The organism is Noviherbaspirillum sp. FW303-A3, from assembly GCF_058788695.1.
This window is the reverse complement of record NZ_JBYTAZ010000001.1, coordinates 363249-379711: the sequence shown is the minus strand read 5'-3', so window position 1 is coordinate 379711 and position 16463 is coordinate 363249. Positions and strand designations below refer to the sequence as shown.

22 protein-coding genes are annotated in these 16463 nt (G+C 62.4%); 15 read left to right on the top strand and 7 right to left on the bottom strand.

Annotated features, from left to right (window positions below; translation table 11 throughout):
* The first annotated feature begins 18 nt into the window (after positions 1-18).
* Genes AC3WOY_RS01800 through AC3WOY_RS01775 form a run of 6 tightly spaced genes read left to right on the top strand, consistent with a single transcriptional unit; the run spans position 19 to position 4729 of the window.
* Positions 19-1014 carry an NADP-dependent oxidoreductase gene (locus tag AC3WOY_RS01800; RefSeq protein WP_492420665.1) on the top strand — a complete coding sequence of 332 codons (996 nt, stop codon included), beginning with the start codon at positions 19-21 and terminating at the stop codon, positions 1012-1014.
* Positions 1015-1039: 25 nt separating this feature from the next.
* Positions 1040-1969 carry a glutathione S-transferase family protein gene (locus tag AC3WOY_RS01795; RefSeq protein WP_492420664.1) on the top strand — a complete coding sequence of 310 codons (930 nt, stop codon included), beginning with the start codon at positions 1040-1042 and terminating at the stop codon, positions 1967-1969.
* A gap of 21 nt (positions 1970-1990) precedes the next feature.
* The gene (locus AC3WOY_RS01790; protein ID WP_492420663.1) at positions 1991-2896 is read left to right on the top strand and encodes an SDR family oxidoreductase; all 906 of its coding nucleotides are present in this window, start codon (positions 1991-1993) and stop codon (positions 2894-2896) included.
* Between the two features lie 15 nt (positions 2897-2911).
* Complete coding sequence (locus tag AC3WOY_RS01785; protein WP_492420662.1) at positions 2912-3808, top strand: alpha/beta fold hydrolase; 897 nt, start codon at positions 2912-2914, stop codon at positions 3806-3808.
* A gap of 31 nt (positions 3809-3839) precedes the next feature.
* Positions 3840-4307: an acyl-CoA thioesterase gene (locus AC3WOY_RS01780; RefSeq protein WP_492420661.1), complete on the top strand. Its 468-nt coding sequence runs from the start codon at positions 3840-3842 to the stop codon at positions 4305-4307.
* Complete coding sequence (locus tag AC3WOY_RS01775) at positions 4304-4729, top strand: GNAT family N-acetyltransferase (RefSeq protein ID WP_492420660.1); 426 nt, start codon at positions 4304-4306, stop codon at positions 4727-4729. The genes AC3WOY_RS01780 and AC3WOY_RS01775 overlap by 4 nt, the downstream gene beginning before the upstream one ends.
* Here the strand turns inward: AC3WOY_RS01775 and AC3WOY_RS01770 are convergent.
* Genes AC3WOY_RS01770 through ygfZ form a run of 3 tightly spaced genes read right to left on the bottom strand, consistent with a single transcriptional unit; the run spans position 4722 to position 6796 of the window.
* Complete coding sequence (locus tag AC3WOY_RS01770) at positions 4722-5447, bottom strand: NRDE family protein (RefSeq protein WP_492420659.1); 726 nt, start codon at positions 5445-5447, stop codon at positions 4722-4724. The two genes, AC3WOY_RS01775 and AC3WOY_RS01770, sit on opposite strands and share 8 nt — an antisense overlap.
* The gene (locus tag AC3WOY_RS01765; protein WP_492420658.1) at positions 5438-5725 is read right to left on the bottom strand and encodes a DUF4936 family protein; all 288 of its coding nucleotides are present in this window, start codon (positions 5723-5725) and stop codon (positions 5438-5440) included. The genes AC3WOY_RS01770 and AC3WOY_RS01765 overlap by 10 nt, the downstream gene beginning before the upstream one ends.
* A gap of 21 nt (positions 5726-5746) precedes the next feature.
* Entirely contained in the window at positions 5747-6796 is a 1050-nt protein-coding gene (ygfZ, locus tag AC3WOY_RS01760; RefSeq protein WP_492420657.1) for a CAF17-like 4Fe-4S cluster assembly/insertion protein YgfZ, read from the bottom strand.
* A gap of 119 nt (positions 6797-6915) precedes the next feature.
* Here ygfZ and mltG point away from each other — a divergent pair, with 119 nt between their 5' ends.
* Genes mltG through AC3WOY_RS01725 form a run of 7 tightly spaced genes read left to right on the top strand, consistent with a single transcriptional unit; the run spans position 6916 to position 11996 of the window.
* Entirely contained in the window at positions 6916-7896 is a 981-nt protein-coding gene (gene mltG / locus AC3WOY_RS01755) for an endolytic transglycosylase MltG (protein ID WP_492429139.1), read from the top strand.
* 29 nt (positions 7897-7925) lie between these two features.
* Positions 7926-8534 (top strand): dTMP kinase, encoded by a 609-nt coding sequence (gene tmk / locus AC3WOY_RS01750; protein WP_492420656.1) that lies wholly within the window; start codon positions 7926-7928, stop codon positions 8532-8534.
* A 5-nt stretch (positions 8535-8539) separates the two neighbouring features.
* The gene (locus AC3WOY_RS01745; RefSeq protein ID WP_492420655.1) at positions 8540-9580 is read left to right on the top strand and encodes a DNA polymerase III subunit delta'; all 1041 of its coding nucleotides are present in this window, start codon (positions 8540-8542) and stop codon (positions 9578-9580) included.
* Positions 9581-9599: 19 nt separating this feature from the next.
* Positions 9600-9992: a PilZ domain-containing protein gene (locus AC3WOY_RS01740; RefSeq protein WP_325019331.1), complete on the top strand. Its 393-nt coding sequence runs from the start codon at positions 9600-9602 to the stop codon at positions 9990-9992.
* Positions 9993-10011: 19 nt separating this feature from the next.
* A complete protein-coding gene (locus tag AC3WOY_RS01735) occupies positions 10012-10509 on the top strand; it encodes a GNAT family N-acetyltransferase (protein WP_492420654.1) in 498 nt (165 codons plus the stop codon).
* A 24-nt stretch (positions 10510-10533) separates the two neighbouring features.
* On the top strand, positions 10534-11319 hold the full coding sequence (locus AC3WOY_RS01730; RefSeq protein WP_492420653.1) for a TatD family hydrolase: 786 nt from the start codon (positions 10534-10536) through the stop codon (positions 11317-11319).
* Entirely contained in the window at positions 11316-11996 is a 681-nt protein-coding gene (locus tag AC3WOY_RS01725) for an ankyrin repeat domain-containing protein (RefSeq protein ID WP_492420652.1), read from the top strand. The genes AC3WOY_RS01730 and AC3WOY_RS01725 overlap by 4 nt, the downstream gene beginning before the upstream one ends.
* Positions 11997-12001: 5 nt before the next feature.
* Here the strand turns inward: AC3WOY_RS01725 and AC3WOY_RS01720 are convergent, their stop codons facing one another.
* Entirely contained in the window at positions 12002-13348 is a 1347-nt protein-coding gene (locus tag AC3WOY_RS01720; RefSeq protein WP_492420651.1) for an ATP-binding protein, read from the bottom strand.
* Complete coding sequence (locus tag AC3WOY_RS01715; protein ID WP_492420650.1) at positions 13345-14064, bottom strand: response regulator; 720 nt, start codon at positions 14062-14064, stop codon at positions 13345-13347. Before AC3WOY_RS01715 ends, AC3WOY_RS01720 begins: the two co-directional genes overlap by 4 nt.
* A 213-nt stretch (positions 14065-14277) precedes the next feature.
* Here AC3WOY_RS01715 and AC3WOY_RS01710 point away from each other — a divergent pair, with 213 nt between their 5' ends.
* Positions 14278-14757 (top strand): Spy/CpxP family protein refolding chaperone, encoded by a 480-nt coding sequence (locus AC3WOY_RS01710; RefSeq protein ID WP_492420649.1) that lies wholly within the window; start codon positions 14278-14280, stop codon positions 14755-14757.
* A gap of 49 nt (positions 14758-14806) precedes the next feature.
* Here AC3WOY_RS01710 and AC3WOY_RS01705 read toward each other — a convergent pair whose 3' ends face one another.
* Entirely contained in the window at positions 14807-15448 is a 642-nt protein-coding gene (locus AC3WOY_RS01705) for an NrsF family protein (protein WP_492420648.1), read from the bottom strand.
* Positions 15445-16002 (bottom strand): sigma-70 family RNA polymerase sigma factor, encoded by a 558-nt coding sequence (locus AC3WOY_RS01700; RefSeq protein WP_492420647.1) that lies wholly within the window; start codon positions 16000-16002, stop codon positions 15445-15447. The genes AC3WOY_RS01705 and AC3WOY_RS01700 overlap by 4 nt, the downstream gene beginning before the upstream one ends.
* Before the next feature lie 158 nt (positions 16003-16160).
* Here AC3WOY_RS01700 and AC3WOY_RS01695 point away from each other — a divergent pair, with 158 nt between their 5' ends.
* On the top strand, positions 16161-16463 hold the full coding sequence (locus tag AC3WOY_RS01695; protein ID WP_492420646.1) for a BufA1 family periplasmic bufferin-type metallophore: 303 nt from the start codon (positions 16161-16163) through the stop codon (positions 16461-16463).

The window sequence follows — 16463 nt, the reverse complement described above, 5'->3', positions numbered from 1 at the left end:
GATTCAAGAGGAGACAGCATGACAACTTACAAGCGCATGGTCCTGGCTTCGCGGCCGCAAGGCCACGTCGTCCCGGAAAACTTCCGCCTCGAGGAAGTGCCGGTTCCCACCCTGAAGGATGGCGAACTCCTGGTCCGCAATCATTTCCTGTCGCTCGACCCGTACATGCGCATGCGCATGGAAGACGTGAAGAGCTATGCTGCGCCGCAGGCCATCGGCGAGACCATGATCGGCGGGACGGTCGGCGAGATCGTTGAATCGAAGAATCCGAAGTTTGCCGTCGGCGACAAGGTCGTCGGCATGTTCGGCTGGTCGGAGATGGGCGTGTCCGACGGCACGCTGCTGCGCAAGGTCGACACCACCCACATTCCCTTGTCCGCTTACCTTGGTTCGGTCGGCATGCCGGGCATGACTGCCTGGTATGGGCTGATGCAGATCATCCAGCCGAAGGAAGGGGAGACCATTGTCGTGTCCGCCGCGAGCGGCGCGGTGGGCAGTGTCGTCGGCCAGCTGGCGAAGCTGCGCGGTTGCCGTGCGGTCGGCATTGCCGGCGGCAAGGAGAAGTGCGATTACGTGGTGAACGAACTCGGATTCGACGCCTGTATCGACTACAAGGCCGGCAATCTGAAAGAGGCGCTCGCCAAGGCGACGCCGAACGGTATCGACGGCGTGTTCGAAAATGTCGGCGGCGAGATTTTCGACGCCTGCCTGGAGCGGATGAATCCGTTCGGGCGCATCGCCCTGTGCGGCATGATCGCCGGCTATGACGGCGAACCCTCGCCGATCCGCAACGCGCGCTTTTTCCTGACGATGCGCCTGGCGATGCGCGGCTTTATTGTCTCGGAACACATGGATCTGTGGCCCCAGGGCCTGAAGGAACTCGGTACCCTGGTTGCCACCGGCAAGCTGAAGTTCCGCGAGTCTGTTGCGCAGGGGCTGGAATCGGCACCCGAGGCATTTATCGGCCTGCTCAAGGGGCGCAATTTCGGCAAGCAGCTCGTCAAGCTGATCTGATCGACTGACCTCTCCGGGAGCTGCCATGTCCGACCTCATTTTTCATCACTATCAGAACTCGCCCTTTTCCGAAAAGGTGCGCCTGATCTTCGGCTTCAAGAAGCTGGCCTGGAAGTCTGTCTTCATTCCTCCCGTCATGCCGAAGCCGAACCTGACGGCCCTGACCGGCGGCTATCGCCGTACGCCGGTGCTGCAGGTCGGCGCCGACATCTACTGCGATACCGCGCTGATTGCCGATGTGCTGGAGCGCATTGCTCCCGCGCCGTCCTTGTATCCGTCCGATGTCGAGGGCCAGTCGCGTACGCTCGCGCAGTGGGCGGACGCCACTCTGTTCTGGACCGTCATCGCTTATGTGTTCCAGCCTGTGGCCATGCCGTACCTGCTCGGCCCATTGACGCCCGAGCAGATGAAGGCGTTTGGCGCGGACCGGGCAGCGATGCGCGGCAATGCACCACGCATGTCGATAGGCGAGGCGACGGGCAATCTCAGGGAATACCTGCGCCGGCTCGACAACATGCTCGCCGGCGGCAAGCCGTACCTGCTCGGCGCGCAGGCAAGCATTGCCGATTTCTCGGTGTATCACTGCGTCTGGTTCCTGCAGCTTGCACAGCCGCTGGCGGACATTCTCGACATTGCACCGAACCTGAAAGCGTGGGCGGCGAGAATGGCGGGATTCGGGCACGGGCAGCCGGAAAAGCTGCGCGCGGAATCTGCGCTCGAAGTGGCGCAGGAGTCCGCCCCGGCGTCAACGGAGGAGGTGTCTTTCGTCGACACCCATGGCATTGCACGCGGCGACAGTGTGACGATTACCCCGACGGATTACGCGCTCGATCCGGTGGAGGGGGATCTTGTCCTTTCCACCGATACCGAATGGGCAGTACGCCGCACCGATCCCATAGCGGGAGAGGTGGTAGTGCATTTCCCCCGACTCGGCTTTCAACTTAAAAAAATCTAGATCAATTCAGGAGAATCCAACATGAAAGACTTCCACGGAAAAGTCGCCGTCATTACCGGCGGCGCCAGCGGTTTCGGTCGTGAATTCGCCATTATCGGCGCGCGCCTCGGCATGAAGCTGGTGCTGGCCGACGTGCAGCAGGATGCGCTGGACAAGGTGAAGGCCGAGCTGGAAGCGCAGGGCGCGCAAGTGCTTGCGGTGCGCTGCGACGTGCGCAAGGCGGAGCAGGTCAAGGCACTGGCCGATGCCACCATGGAACGCTTCGGCGCCGTGCACCTGGTGTTCAACAATGCGGGTGTGGGCTCGGGGGGCCTCGTATGGGAAAACTCCATCGCCGACTGGGAATGGGTATTGGGCGTCAACCTGTGGGGCGTGATCCACGGCGTGCGCACCTTCACCCCGCTGATGCTGGAGTGCGCGAAGAAGGACCCCAACTACCAGGGCCACATCGTCAACACCGCTTCCATGGCCGGCCTGCTGAACGCGCCGAACATGGGGGTCTACAACGTTTCCAAGCATGCCGTGGTGTCGCTGTCGGAAACCTTGTTCCATGACCTGCAACTGATCAAGGCGCCGATCGGCGCGTCGGTGCTGTGCCCGTACTTTGTGCCGACCGGCATCCACCAGTCGGAACGCAACCGTCCGGACGATGTGAAGGAAGAAGGCAGCCTGACCGCCAGCCAGATGGCGCAACGCGCCGTGTCGGAGAAGGCGGTCACTTCCGGCAAGGTCACGGCAGCAGAAGTCGCTGAACGCACGTTCAATGCCATTCGCGACAGCGCGTTCTACGTCTATTCGCATCCGCAGGCTTTGGGCAATGTCCAGACCCGCATGGAGGACATCGTCCTACAGCGCAACCCGACCGATCCGTTTGCGGCTGCGCCCCAGGTACGCCAGATGCTGCAAGCCAAGATGGGCGTTCAATAAGCGGCGATGGGCAATATGGGCACAATCATCCAGGACAACCAGTTCGCCGAGCTGCCGAATGGCATGCGCCTGCACTATGCAAGCGCAGGCGAGAAGGGCAGGCCGCTGATCCTGTTCGTACACGGCTTTCCCGAGTTCTGGTACGAATGGGAAGCGCAGCTGGCGGAGTTCGGCGTCGACTATTTTGCGGTCGCGCCGGACCTGCGCGGCTTCAATAAATCGGACATGCCGCTCGACCTTGCACAGTACAAGGCGAAGCATATTGTCGATGACCTCCGCCTTCTCGCCGAGCACCTGGGCTACGAGAAATTCGTCATGGTGGCGCACGACTGGGGCGGGGCGATTGCGTGGAACTTCGCCATCGCGCTCCCGCAATTGCTGCACAAGCTCATCATCGTCAACTCGCCGCATCCCTACCTGTTCGCGCAGGCGCTGGCCAGCGATCCCGAGCAGAAGTCGGCGAGCGAGTACATGAACTGGCTGCGTGCGGAAGGATCGGAAAGCGCGCTGGCCAAGGATGAGTTCAAGCTGCTGGAAGGACTCCTGAACGGCATGGGACAGTCGCCGACGCCCTGGTTCACGCCCGAGGTGAGGGCGCGTTACCACGAATGCTGGTCGCGCGGCCTGACCGGCGGCGTCAACTACTACCGCGCGTCGCCGCTGCATCCGCCGACGAAAGAGCACGCCGGCCCGGCAAAGCTGCAGCTGAATCCGGAGGACTTCCGCGTGCGCGTTCCGACACGGGTGATCTGGGGCGAGCGCGACATTGCCTTGCCCAAGTCATTGCTCAACGGCCTGGATGCTCTGATCGACGACCTGAAGATCGAGCGTATTCCGGAGGGCTCGCACTGGGTCATCCATGAGCAGCCCGAGCGGATCAACCGGCTGATTCGCGGCTTCCTCTCGCAGTAGGCATATGAACGATCCGCAAGGATCGTTCATAATGACCGGCTCCCCCATCACTCCATCCATCATGGCACGCGAAGATTTTTCCTTTTTCCATTCCCTGCGGGTGCGCTGGGCCGAAGTCGACATGCAGGGCATCGTCTTCAACGGCCATTACCTGACCTATTTCGACGTCGCATTCACCGAATACTGGCGAGCCACGGGGCTGCCTGGGGTGTTGCAGCAGGCGCAGGAGGGGAAGGAAATGTTTGCCCGCAAGGCGACCATCGAATACCAGGCGCCGGCACGTTTCGACGATGTACTGGACATTGGTGTGCGCTGCGCCGGTTTCGGACGGACATCGGTGCGCTTCGTCGTCGAGATCCATCATGGTGAGGAACACCTGATTTCCGGCGAACTTGTGTATGTCTACGCCGACACCAGCATCCGCAGGGGCGTTCCCTGGCCGGATGCATGGCGCGAGGCCATTACGCGATTTGAAAAACTGCCGCCGGCGGCGCTATGAGCATCCGTGTAACGCTGGGCGATTGGGAGACGCAGCGGCAGGATGCACAGGCTGTCCGCTACGAGGTCTTCGTGGTCGAACAGAAGGTGCCGCTCGAGATGGAATGGGACGAGATGGACGCCCGCTGCGTGCATGCCCTGGCTTACGACGCTGAGGGTCAGGTGGTTGGCACGGGGCGGCTCCTTCCGGATGGACATATCGGACGGATGGCCGTCAGTCGGCCTGCGCGCGGCCAGGGGATCGGGGCGCTCATGCTCGAAGCACTGGTGGATGCCGCACGCCAACGTGGCGACCGCGAAGTGATGCTCAATGCGCAGACGCAGGCGGAACCCTTTTACGAACGCTATGGCTTCCGCCGCGAGGGAGAAATTTTCATGGAAGCGGGAATTCCCCACATCCACATGCGGCGCGCGCTTACCTGACCTGGCGCTCGCGCAGTACCGGCGTGCCGCTCCCCGGCAGGCGCACGACAGTCGATGATCGCGTTCCGTATATCGGCGACTCGATGCATACGGATGACAGGATGCGTTCCCACTCCAGGCTGACGCCGGTGCTCGGAAGCCGGCAATCGGGCGCCTGTGAGGTATCTGCCAGCATTTCAAAGTAGGCGTCTTCAGGCGCTCCCTGACACAGCAGGCTGGAAAACTGCGCCTTTGTCCTGACGACCTTGGGCCAGGGCGAATCGAGCGAGCCGTTGGACAGTCCATAGACGCCGGGCGGCAAGGGCTTTCCGTTGCGCGCATCGTCGGGCGATCCGTTCGAATACCAGACCAGCTCTTCACGGTTGCCGACCAGCAGGTTGAAACCGTTGTATTGCCCCGCGCGCGACGCGATGTCGTCGACAAACTGCTGTGGCGCGGCGATGCCCGACAGGTAGCCGGCGACGATTTCACCGCGCGACGGGGCGGCATCCCTTTTTTCGGACGGTGCGCGGATATTGGTGATGGCGGCAAAACGGCCCTCGCGCGTCACGCCCATCCACGTGCCGCCGCCCTGCAGATCGCGGCCGGCGTAAATGTGCGCCTGGTCCTCCCACCATGCGGCAGGTGCAGCAGGACGCTCATAGAATTCATCGCGATTGGCTGCGGCCAGCAGGGGAATACCCGGTACGACCTTCCAGGCGAAGACGATCAGGCACATGGGGGAATGTCCATAAAATGTTCTGTGTGGCGCGGCCCGTCGATGAGATCGGCAAGGGCGCTGCGGATGACGGCAGCATCGAGGCTTGTATCGAATCCATCCGGCACCGCCTGGTAGACCTCCATCCATGTCTGGCGGCCGTCTTTTTCTTCCGGGCGGCGCTTGAGGCAGCCTGCGACACCGGCTTCGATTGCAAGGCGATGCTGCATGGCCGATACGCGCGCCTGCAATGCGGCCGCGTCTTCATTGCGTACCCGGTAGTAGATGTACAAATCCATGCGATGCCCGGATGGCTGGCCTTACGCCGGCAGCGGGTAAGGGAGCTGCACAAAGCGCAGCACGGCACCCGACACGGAGCCGATCCGGATCGTGCCTTCCTCGATGGCGGACATCTTCGTTTCCACCAGGCAGTCGGTTCCGCCTTCCGGATTCCGTTCCGCATTGACGATCATGCCGCAGGGCTGCTCCGGATCTCCGCTCCAGTACACCTCGGTGCCCGGCGCCACGCCCTCGGCGTCCACCGACGCAAGCAGCATGCGCCGCTTGAGCTTGCCGAGGTACTGGCTGCGCGCCACGATTTCCTGGCCCGGATAGCATCCCTTCTTGAAATTGACGCCGCCGATCAGTTCGAAGTTGATCATTTGCGGGACGAACTGCTCCTGCGTCGCCTGCACGACCAGCGGTATGCCGGCATGGATTTCGGTAAGGCGCCACAACGCGGTGGCGGCGGGGGAGAGCGTCTTGATCATTTCCGGCCATGCCGCCTCGGCGATGGCGGGCGGTGCGCTCCACTGGTAGCGCGCCTGGCCGAAGGCATCCGGCAAGCGGATCAAGGAACCGTTTTCGGAATCCACCCTGGAAAACGGGGCAGCGGGCATTTGCGGGAACCACTTCGCCAGCGTTGCGGCAGCGGCTTCGCCGCCAAGGCCGAGCAATGCCTGCTCGTTGGTGACGTCGGCCAGCTTGACTTTCGAACGCAGGACGAACATCTGCAATCGCTTCTGCACAGGCGCCTGGATCTGGCGCGGCAGTTGCAGCATGATCGCGCTGTCGCGCTTCCACATCAGGAAGGTCGCCAGCAGGCGGCCCTTGGCCGAGCAGTAGCCGGCAAGGCGAGCTTCCTGCGTGCCGAGATGCTCGACGTCGTTGGTGAGCTGGTTATGGAGGAAGACGGCGGCATCTTCGCCTGTCGCCGCGATCAGCCCGGTATCGGTGAGCGGAGCGACAAAGCCGCGCTGCAGGCCGCCTTGCGCTATCGTGCTGCCGAACCCGGAGACGCGCCCGGTCTCATCGAAGTGCGCGCCTTGCTGTTCCAGGAATTGCAACCATGTGTTCGTCGTTTCAGTCATACGCTCAAGTAATTGCGGGATTAGCCATTATCATCATGGCTTGATTATAGTGACGTCTTCAAAAAGCCGTTCGGCGCCGCTCCGGTCCGGCCGGCACCCACTGTAAAGGTCTGGTTTTGATCAAAAAGTTTCTCGCAGCCATCATCATCCTGGCGCTTTTCATCTCTGCGATGCTCGCCTACTGGGCGCATCGGCCGATTCTCTCCACGGGAGAACCGCCCATCGAATTCGCGATCAAGCCCGGCAGCAGCGTCAGGAGCAGCGCGGACCAGATTGCCGACGCGGGTGTGCCGCTCAACCCCACGCTCTTCCATCTCCTCGCGCGCTTCTCCGGCAAGAGCACCAGGCTGAAAGCCGGGAATTATGAACTAAAGCCGGGAACCACGCCGATGACCCTGATCGACCAGCTGGTACGCGGCGAATTTGCGCAGGAATCGCTTGCCATCATCGAAGGCTGGACGTTCAAGCAGATGCGCCAGGCGATCGACACGCATCCAAAAATCCGGCATGACACCGCGGGTTTGTCCGACAAGGAGCTGCTGGCGAAAATTGCACCCGACTACAAACACCCGGAAGGCCTGTTTTTCCCGGATACCTACCTGTTCGCCAAGGGATCGAGCGACCTGCAGATCTACAAGCAGGCGCACGCGCTGCTGCAAAAGCGCCTGGAAGAAGCATGGAGCAAACGCGCATCCAACGTGCCGTACAAGTCGCCCTACGAGGCGCTGATCATGGCCTCGATTGTTGAAAAAGAAACCGGACAGAAATCCGAGCGCAACATGATCGCCGCAGTGTTCGTCAACCGCCTGCGGCTTGGCATGCTGCTGCAGACCGATCCCACCGTCATCTACGGGATGGGGGAGCGCTTCCAGGGAAATATCCGCAGGAAGGACCTGGAAACCGATACGCCGTACAACACCTATACCCGGCCGGGCCTGCCGCCGACGCCGATCGCCTTGCCCGGCGCGGAATCGCTGGCCGCAGCCCTGAATCCTGCTACCTCCGACGTGCTGTATTTTGTCTCCCGCGGCAACGGAACCAGCGAGTTTTCCAACAACCTTGCCGATCACAACCGCGCGGTGAACAAATACCAGCGATAATGCCGGCTGGATCGCAGGACAACAAAAAGATGGCATCAGGGAAATTCATCACTTTTGAAGGTATCGACGGCGCAGGCAAATCCACGCACCTCGCCTATGTTGCCGACTTGCTAAGGGCGCGCGGAAAACAGGTTATCGTCACGCGCGAGCCGGGCGGCACGCCGCTGGGCGAGAAGCTGCGCGAACTGCTGCTGCACGAGAAAATGCACCTCGAAACCGAGGCCTTGCTGATGTTCGCCTCCCGCCGCGAGCACATCGCACAGGTGATCGAGCCCGCGCTCCAGCGCGGCGATTGGGTGATTTCCGACCGGTTTACCGATGCCACCTTCGCCTACCAGGGCGGCGGGCGCAAACTGGCGCTCGACAAGCTGGAGGCGCTGGAGCGCTGGGTGCATCCCAACTTGCAGCCGGACCTGACGCTGCTGTTCGACGTTCCTCTTGAAGTGGCGCGTGCGCGGCTGGATGCGACGCGGGAGCTGGACAAGTTCGAGCAGGAAAAGGCGGACTTTTTCGCTGCGACCCGCAACGGATATCTGCGCCGCGCCGCCGCCCATCCGGCGCGTTTCCGCGTGATCGATTCCACGCGCCCGATTGCGGACATCCAGCGCGAACTCGAGCAGATCGTTTCCGGTATTTGATTCACATGTCGCCGACACTCTATTCATGGCAGCAGGCACCGTGGCAGCAATTGCAACAACTGCGCGGGCGGCTGCCGCATGCCATCCTGTTCCACGGTCCTGAAGGCATTGGCAAAACGGCATTTGCCGAACACCTGGCGCAGTCGCTCCTGTGCCAGTCGCCCACGGCGGATGGACATGCCTGCGGCCAGTGCGACCCTTGCGGCTGGTTTGTGCAGTACAGCCACCCCGATTACCGCCGCGTCCGCCCCGAAGTGCTGGAAGAAGACGGCGCAAGCGACTCCGAGGAGGGCGCGGAGGCAGGCGAGGGCAAGAAGGGGAAATCCGCCAAGGCGCCGTCCAAGGAAATCAAGATCGACCAGATCCGCGCGCTGGCCGATTTCATGAATGTATCCACGCACCGCCAGGGCATGCGCATCGTCCTGCTGTACCCGGCCGAAGCATTGAACACGGCTGCGGCCAATGCCTTGCTCAAGACGCTGGAAGAGCCGCCGCCGGCTACCCTGTTCCTGCTCGTCTCCAACAACCTCGACCGGCTTTTGCCGACTATCCTGTCGCGCTGCCGCAAGTTTGCGCTTGCGATGCCGTTACAGGAGGAGGCGCTGGCGTGGCTGAAGGCGCAGGGCGTCGACGATGCGGATGTCTGGCTGTCGGAGCAGGGCGGCGCGCCGCTGGCGGCCCTGGCGTCGGCACAGGGAGACACCCGAGAAACCATGGACGAGCTACTGCGCATGCTGGCGAAGCCGGGCGTGGAAGGAGCGCTGAAGGCGGCGGAGAAGCTGCAGAAAGCCCCCGTGACAGATCTTGTGGCGTGGTTGCAGCGTTGGCTCTACGACGTGTTTTCGCTCAAACTTTCCGGCAGAATCCGGTATTATCCGCGGTATCGGAAGGAGCTCGCGGCGCTGGCGCAGGTCGTCGACGTGGGGAGCCTGGTGCAGGCGCTGAAGGCAGTCAACGAACGGCGCGCGATTGCCGACCACCCGTTGTCCGCCAAGCTGTTCATCGAAGACATGTTGCTGGAATACGCATCGCTTTTCCCCAACTGACAGACAAGCAAGGATTGTCATGGCCGAAAATACTGTGAGCCCGATCCCTCCCGGCGCCGGCGGCGCGGCGGTCGCGCGTCCATCAGTCCTGTCCTTGCCGATCAAGGAAAAGGCGGCGTTGTATGCCGCATACATGCCATTCCTGCAAAACGGCGGCATCTTCGTGCCGACCAACAAACCTTACAAGATCGGCGACGAGATCTACCTGATCCTGACGCTGATGGACGACCCGACCAAGTATCCGATCGCAGGCAAGATCGCGTGGATCACGCCGGCCGGCGCCAACAACAACAAGGCGCAGGGCATCGGCGTGCATTTCTCGTCGGACGAGAGCGGCCAGCGCGTCAAGCACCGTATCGAAGAATTGCTCGGCGCCGCGCTGCGCTCCACGCGCGCCACCCATACCCTATAAGAAAAATCCGTCTCCCCTCATGTCCTATACGCATCGCCTCGCCCGTTTCGAAGACCTTCCCGCCATCGTCGATATCTACAACAGCACCGTGCCTTCCCGGCAGGTGACCGCCGACACCGAACCGGTGACGGTGGAATCGCGCCATGCCTGGTTTGCGGAGCACACGCCCGAGCGGCGTCCGTTGTGGGTGGCCGAGGAGAACGGCAAGGTCATCGGCTGGCTGTCCTACTCCAACTTCTATGGCCGTCCGGCGTACAACGGCACGGCGGAACTGTCGATCTACCTGCATGAAGATGCGCGCGGCAAGGGGCTGGGGCGCTACTTCCTGACCGAAGCGATTGCCTTCGCGCCGAAAGTCGGTGTGCATACCTTGCTCGGATTCATCTTCGGGCACAACACGCCCAGCCTGAAGCTGTTTGAAGCTTTCGGTTTCGAACGCTGGGCGCACATGCCGCGCGTGGCAACCCTCGATGGCATCGAGCGCGACCTGGATATCCTGGGCAAGCGCGTCGCCTGAGCTGTGTGGCAGTAAAATGACGGGATGTATATCGATTCCCATTGCCACATCAATTTCCCCGAGTTATCGGTCCGCCTGCCCGAGATTTTCAGCAAGATGGCGGAGAGCAAGGTCACGCACGCGCTGTGCGTGTCCGTGAACATGCCGGAGTTTCCGTCGGTGCTCGAACTGGCGGAAAAATATCCCAACATCTATGCCTCCGTCGGCGTCCATCCCGACTATGAGGAAACGCCCGAAGTCAGCGTCGACGACCTCGTGCGGCTGTCGCAGCATCCGAAGATCGTCGGCATCGGTGAGACCGGACTCGACTACTACCGGCTGGAAGGCGATCTCGAGTGGCAGCGCGAACGCTTCCGCACCCACATCCGCGCGTCCCGCGCGACAGGCAAACCATTGATCATCCATACCCGGGCGGCCTCCGAAGATACGATCCGCATCATGCGGGAAGAGGGCGCGGGTACCGATGCCGGCGGCGCCGGCGGGGTCATGCACTGCTTTACGGAGTCGCTGCAGGTGGCGGAAGCCGCGATGGAAATGGGTTTCTACATCTCGTTTTCCGGCATCGTCACCTTCAAGAGTGCGAAGGACCTGCAGGCTGTGGCGCGCGCAGTGCCGCTGGAACGCATGCTGATCGAAACCGACGCACCGTATCTTGCCCCCGTGCCGCACCGGGGCAAAATGAATGAACCGGGCTTCGTCAGCCACGTAGCCGAATTCCTTGCCAAACTGAAGGAATTGCCGCTCGAGGACGTTGCAAAAGCGACGACAGAGAACTTTTTCGACCTGTTCAAGACCGCGAGGGCGGCATGACCGCCCGCGTTTCCCGGCACAGGCGGCTGCTCGTCGCACTATCGGCAGTTCCGGCATTCGCCATGCTGCCCCGGACCGCCTTTGCCGCCGGCGCGTACGTCGAATTTTTCCGCGCTGTGAAGATCGACCATGCACCCATCGTGAAATCGCTCCTGGCGCGCGGCCTCGATCCGAATATCATCGAGCCGGAAAGGGGCGATACCGGCATGATCCTGGCGTTGCGGGAAGATTCGATGGCGGTGTTCGAGCTGCTGCTCAACGCGCCGGACATCGATCTCGAAGCAAAGTCCGGCAATGGCGACACGGCGCTGATGATCGCCTGCTTCAAGGGCAACAAGGCCGCCGTGGAAGCCCTGCTGGCCAAGGGCGCGGAAGTGAACCGGCCGGGCTGGGCGCCGCTCCATTATGCGGCGGCTGGCGGCCATAATGACATCGTCCGCCTGTTGCTCGACAAGTCTGCATATATCGATGCCGAATCGCCCAACAAGACGACGCCGATGATGATGGCCGCGCGCGGCGGCCACATCTACACCGTCAAGCTGTTGCTCGATGAAGGCGCGGACGCCACACTGAAGAACGACCTCGGGATGAATGCGATCGACTTCGCGGCGAAATACGAGCACAAGGACATCGCCGAGGGGCTCACGAGCCGCCTTCGCAAGGCCGGGAAACTCTAAATCGATTATTCCACGCAGGGCAGGGTGAGCGTGACTTCCAGCCCTTTCTCCGGAAGATTTAGCAGGCTGATGCTTCCGCCGTGCTGTTCTGCAATGTTCCGTGCGATCGTCAGGCCGAGGCCGGTGCCCCCGGTTTCACGCGAGCGCGATGCTTCGATGCGATAGAACGGCTCGAACACGTTTTTCATTTCTTCTTCCGGGATGCCCGGGCCGCCGTCTTTGATGCGAACCACGGCTGTGCGGCCTTCCCGGCGAATCTCAATCCTCGCGAAGCCGCCGTACTTGCACGCATTGTCGATCAGGTTGGTCAGGCAACGGCGCAGGGCGATCGGGCGGGCCATCAGTGCGGCGCCCGTACTGCCTTCAAGCGAAACATCCTGTCCTGCATCGATAGCGTCGGAACAAACGCTGTCGACCAGCGAATCGAGGTCCAGCCGCTGCATCGGCCCGGCCGCATCCATGCTGCGCGCCAGGTCCAGGCCTTCGCGCACCATCCCCTGCATCGCGGTCAGGTCGCCGATCAGTTTTTCCCTCAGCTCTGCGTCCTCCACTTTCTCCAGGCGCAGCCGCAAACGGGTCAGCGGCGTCTGCAGATCATGCGTGATTGCAGCCAGGATCTGGGCGCGCTGGCGGATATGCGTCCGGATACGCGTCTGCATGGCGTTGAAGGCCGCTGCCGCCTGCCGGATTTCGGTCGCGCCGCGTTCGGGCAGCGGGGGGCGTTCAATGTCGTTGCCCAGTTCGGTGGCGGCCTGCGCCAGCTGCTTCAGCGGACGCATCGTCATGCGCGCCACGATGGCGGCAAGGATGGCGATACTGAGGAGGAACAGGATTGCGTAGACGGTGAAGTCGCCCCGCGGCGCAATCGGCGGCGGGCGGGGCGGCAGGACCGTCAGGCGCAGGCGCGAGTCGTCGGGCAGGGTGACCAGCATGGATTCGCACAGCGGACGCAGTTCGGATTGCCGCCTGCGGTGAGGGCGGTGGCTGAAGTCGCAATCCTCGGGGCGTACTGCAGCAGAGGCAATGCGATATCCATCGGGAAGGCGGCGTTCGAGCATGGCGGCGAGTTCGGAACGGGTGGCGGCCGCTTCGTCCCCGGTTGACGCCGCCTCTGCACGCATTCCGACGCCGCGTGCGGCGGAAAGGAAGGGCGCGCGCATGTCGGGGGTGACCGTGTCGAAAGACAGGATGAACTGCGCGATGCGTTCCACCGCGTGATAGTCGCGGAACTGGCCGATCATCCTTTGCCGCTCGTCAAATGCGAGGCCGAGGGTAATGAGCGCACTCGCAATCACACCGGCGAGCAGCACCAGGATCACGCGGCTTGTCATCGACTGGAAGATGGCTTTCATTCGCGCGTCACCACCGTGGCCAGGACGTAACCTTCATTGCGCACCGTCTTGATGATCTGCGGCGAGCGTGCGTCTTCGCCGAGCTTTTGCCGCAGGCGGCTGATCTGCAGGTCGATGGAGCGGTCGAAAGGATCGGCATCGCGTCCGGCAGTCATGTTGAGCAGCTGGTCGCGGCTGAGCACGCGGTTCGCATGGTCGAGGAAGATCTTCAGCAGGCGGAATTCGGCGCCGGACAGGGCGACGACCACGCCCTGCGGATTGATCAGATGGCGCGCGGTGGTATCCATGACCCAGCCCGCAAAGTGCACCATCTGAGATTCGGATGACTGCGGCGAAGCCGGCGCGGCCTGCGTTCTGCGCAAGACGCTGCGGATGCGCGCGAACAGTTCGCGCGGCTCGAACGGCTTGGGTACGTAGTCGTCCGCCCCCATTTCGAGGCCGAGGATGCGGTCGACCGGTTCGCCGCGCGCAGTCAGCATGATCACCGGGATGCTGGAACGCGCACGCAGGTTGCGGCAGAGTGTCAGGCCGTCGTCGCCCGGCAGGTTCAGGTCCAGGACGATGAGGTCGATGCGATGCTCGTCCAGCGCCTTCCACATCGCCTTGCCGTCGCCGGCGGTGGAGGTGCGGTAGCCGTTCTTCTCCAGGTACTCGGCCAGGAGGGCGCTGATTTCGCGGTCGTCGTCGACGATCAGGATGCGGGAGGGAGTTTCCATGGACGCATTATCGCAAGTCGGGATGCGTGAAAGTTAGCGAATTGTATCGCGGCGATCCTTCCGGAAACGATTGATACAGAGCGATACAAAGCCGGTCGTGCCTGCTACTTGCCGCTACAACATCGCCGGCCCGCGACACGGTGCGGATACATTGCGGCAGCATCATGGGAACCGTGCAAAGGGCACGAGTTCAACAACAGAGAAGGAAGGATCATGACCACATTTCGCAAACGTTTCTTGATCGGTGTGATGGCTGCCGGCCTCGGCGCCGCGTCGTTCGCGGCTTATGCCGACAGGCCGGGATGCGGACCGATGGGCGCCGGGCCGGCGGCGTTCGGCGAGCACGGCAGGTCGCCGGAGAAGATGGCGGCCCACTTTGAAAAGCGCCAGTCCGAACTGCACGACAAGCTCAAGCTGAATGCAAGCCAGGAAGGCGCGTGGAAGAACTACATTGCGCGGATCAAGCCGCAGGAACCGCCGAAGCGTCCCGACCGAGCCGAGATCGACAAGCTGCCCGCGCCGGAGCGCATGGAGAAGATGTTCGGTTTCATGCAGGAACACGAAAAGCGCATGGCCGACCGCATCGCCGCGACCAAGGAGTTCTACGCGGTGCTGACGCCCGAGCAGCAGAAGATCTTCGACGCCGAGTTCCAGCACGGGAAGGGGCGCCACCGCCACCGCGGGGCGTCCTGATGATCAGGCGTCGTGCAACCGGACCTGCACGACGCTTGAAGCATGTTTCCTACCAGCGCAGCAGTTTCGGTCCTGCAAGCGCACCGGCGGCGGTCGGGATCAGCATCCCGGCGACGTACCAGATGCCGAGGAAGGACGGTTGCATTTCGGGACAATGCAACGCATAGACGGCTGCCGCGCCCGCGCCGGCCAGCAGGCCGGCTGCCGCTCCTGCAAGCGAAAGCCTCGTCGGCGCCAGGCCCTTCATTGCCCACATGGTGGCGGCAAACATCGGCACGGACAAAAAGGCAATGTTGAACGGGCAGGAATCCCACGACTCTCCAAACAGCATCTCGCCACGCTGCGACGGTGCTGCCATGACCAAGGAGGCCGCGCCGACCAGCCAGAGCGTGATGAAGACGGCCACGAGTGCCGCCGGCAGTCGTCCCAGGCGCGCGCCTGGGCGGGACAGGCGCTGTGCGATCGCAAAGGCCAGCGCCGCGACGCTGGCGGGAAACAGGAACTTGAGCCAGAACATTGGGAGCAGCGCCGCCTCGCGCAGGTCGGGGCGCACGCCCAGGAAGATGGCCATGAGAAGAGCCGCACATGGCATGCCCCAAGCCAGTGCGCGGCGCAGTTGGCGCGTCGCGGCGCCTGATTCCACCGGGCTTGCGCCTGCGGCCAGCATGGCGATCAGGTCATCGGTCTTCACTTTTCCCCCCTTATCAACGCCGCAAGTGCACGGAGGCCGCGATGCACGCCGACCTTGACGGCCGACTCCGACATGCCGGTGGCATGGGCCGCCTCCGCCACTGACAGTCCGTTCAATTTCACATATTGGATCGGCAGTCGATGGTGATCCGGCAGCTGTTCGAGAAGCCTTGCGACGTCGCGCTGCGCGTCGGCGGCTTCGGTGTCCGAACGCGCGAGGGCGTCCAGGTCATCGTCCAGCGGATCGGTGAGTGCGTCGTGGCTCGCGCGCCGGCGCAGCATGTCGATCAGCTTGTAGCGCGCAATCGCATGTACCCAGGCCGTGAGCGGTTGGTCGGGCTCGTAGGTGTGGCGCTGGTTATGCACGGCAATCAATGTTTCCTGTACCAGGTCTTCGACCTCATCAGGCAGGCGAACCAGGCGCCTCCTGTAGAAGGCCCGCAGGTGCGCGCTCAGATCCTTCAGAAATGCCTGGTAGGCGACCCGGTCGCCGCCCAGTCCCCGCATCATCAGTTCGCGCAAATGCTCCTCTTTCATGATGTCCTGAATTGTCATTCGTTCGGGACGGACGTTTGGTTACACGCGGATCGAAAATATTTTTTCTGCATTTTTTCCGTGGCCGTGTAACCGCGATCTTCTTCTTTACGAATTAGCATGCAGACCGGCCGATTGGCGAGGTCGAATTGACAAACCATTTTACAGGAGCTCATCTCATGAAAAACCGTGCACTCGCCACCTCCGTCATCACCCTCGCTGCCCTTGCGTCGGGCATTGCCATGGCGCAGGACAAGATGGAACAGGACAAGCAGATGATGGACAAGAAGGCCGCGATGGAGAAGTGCTATGGCGTCTCGATGGCCGGAAAGAACGACTGCGCCGCAGGCGCCGGTACGAGCTGTGCCGGAACTGCGAAAGTGGATTACCAGGGCAACGCCTGGAAGTATGTCCCAACGGGCACCTGCACCACGATCAAGACCCCGAAGGGCAGCGGCTCGCTGAAGCCGATCACGTCCTGA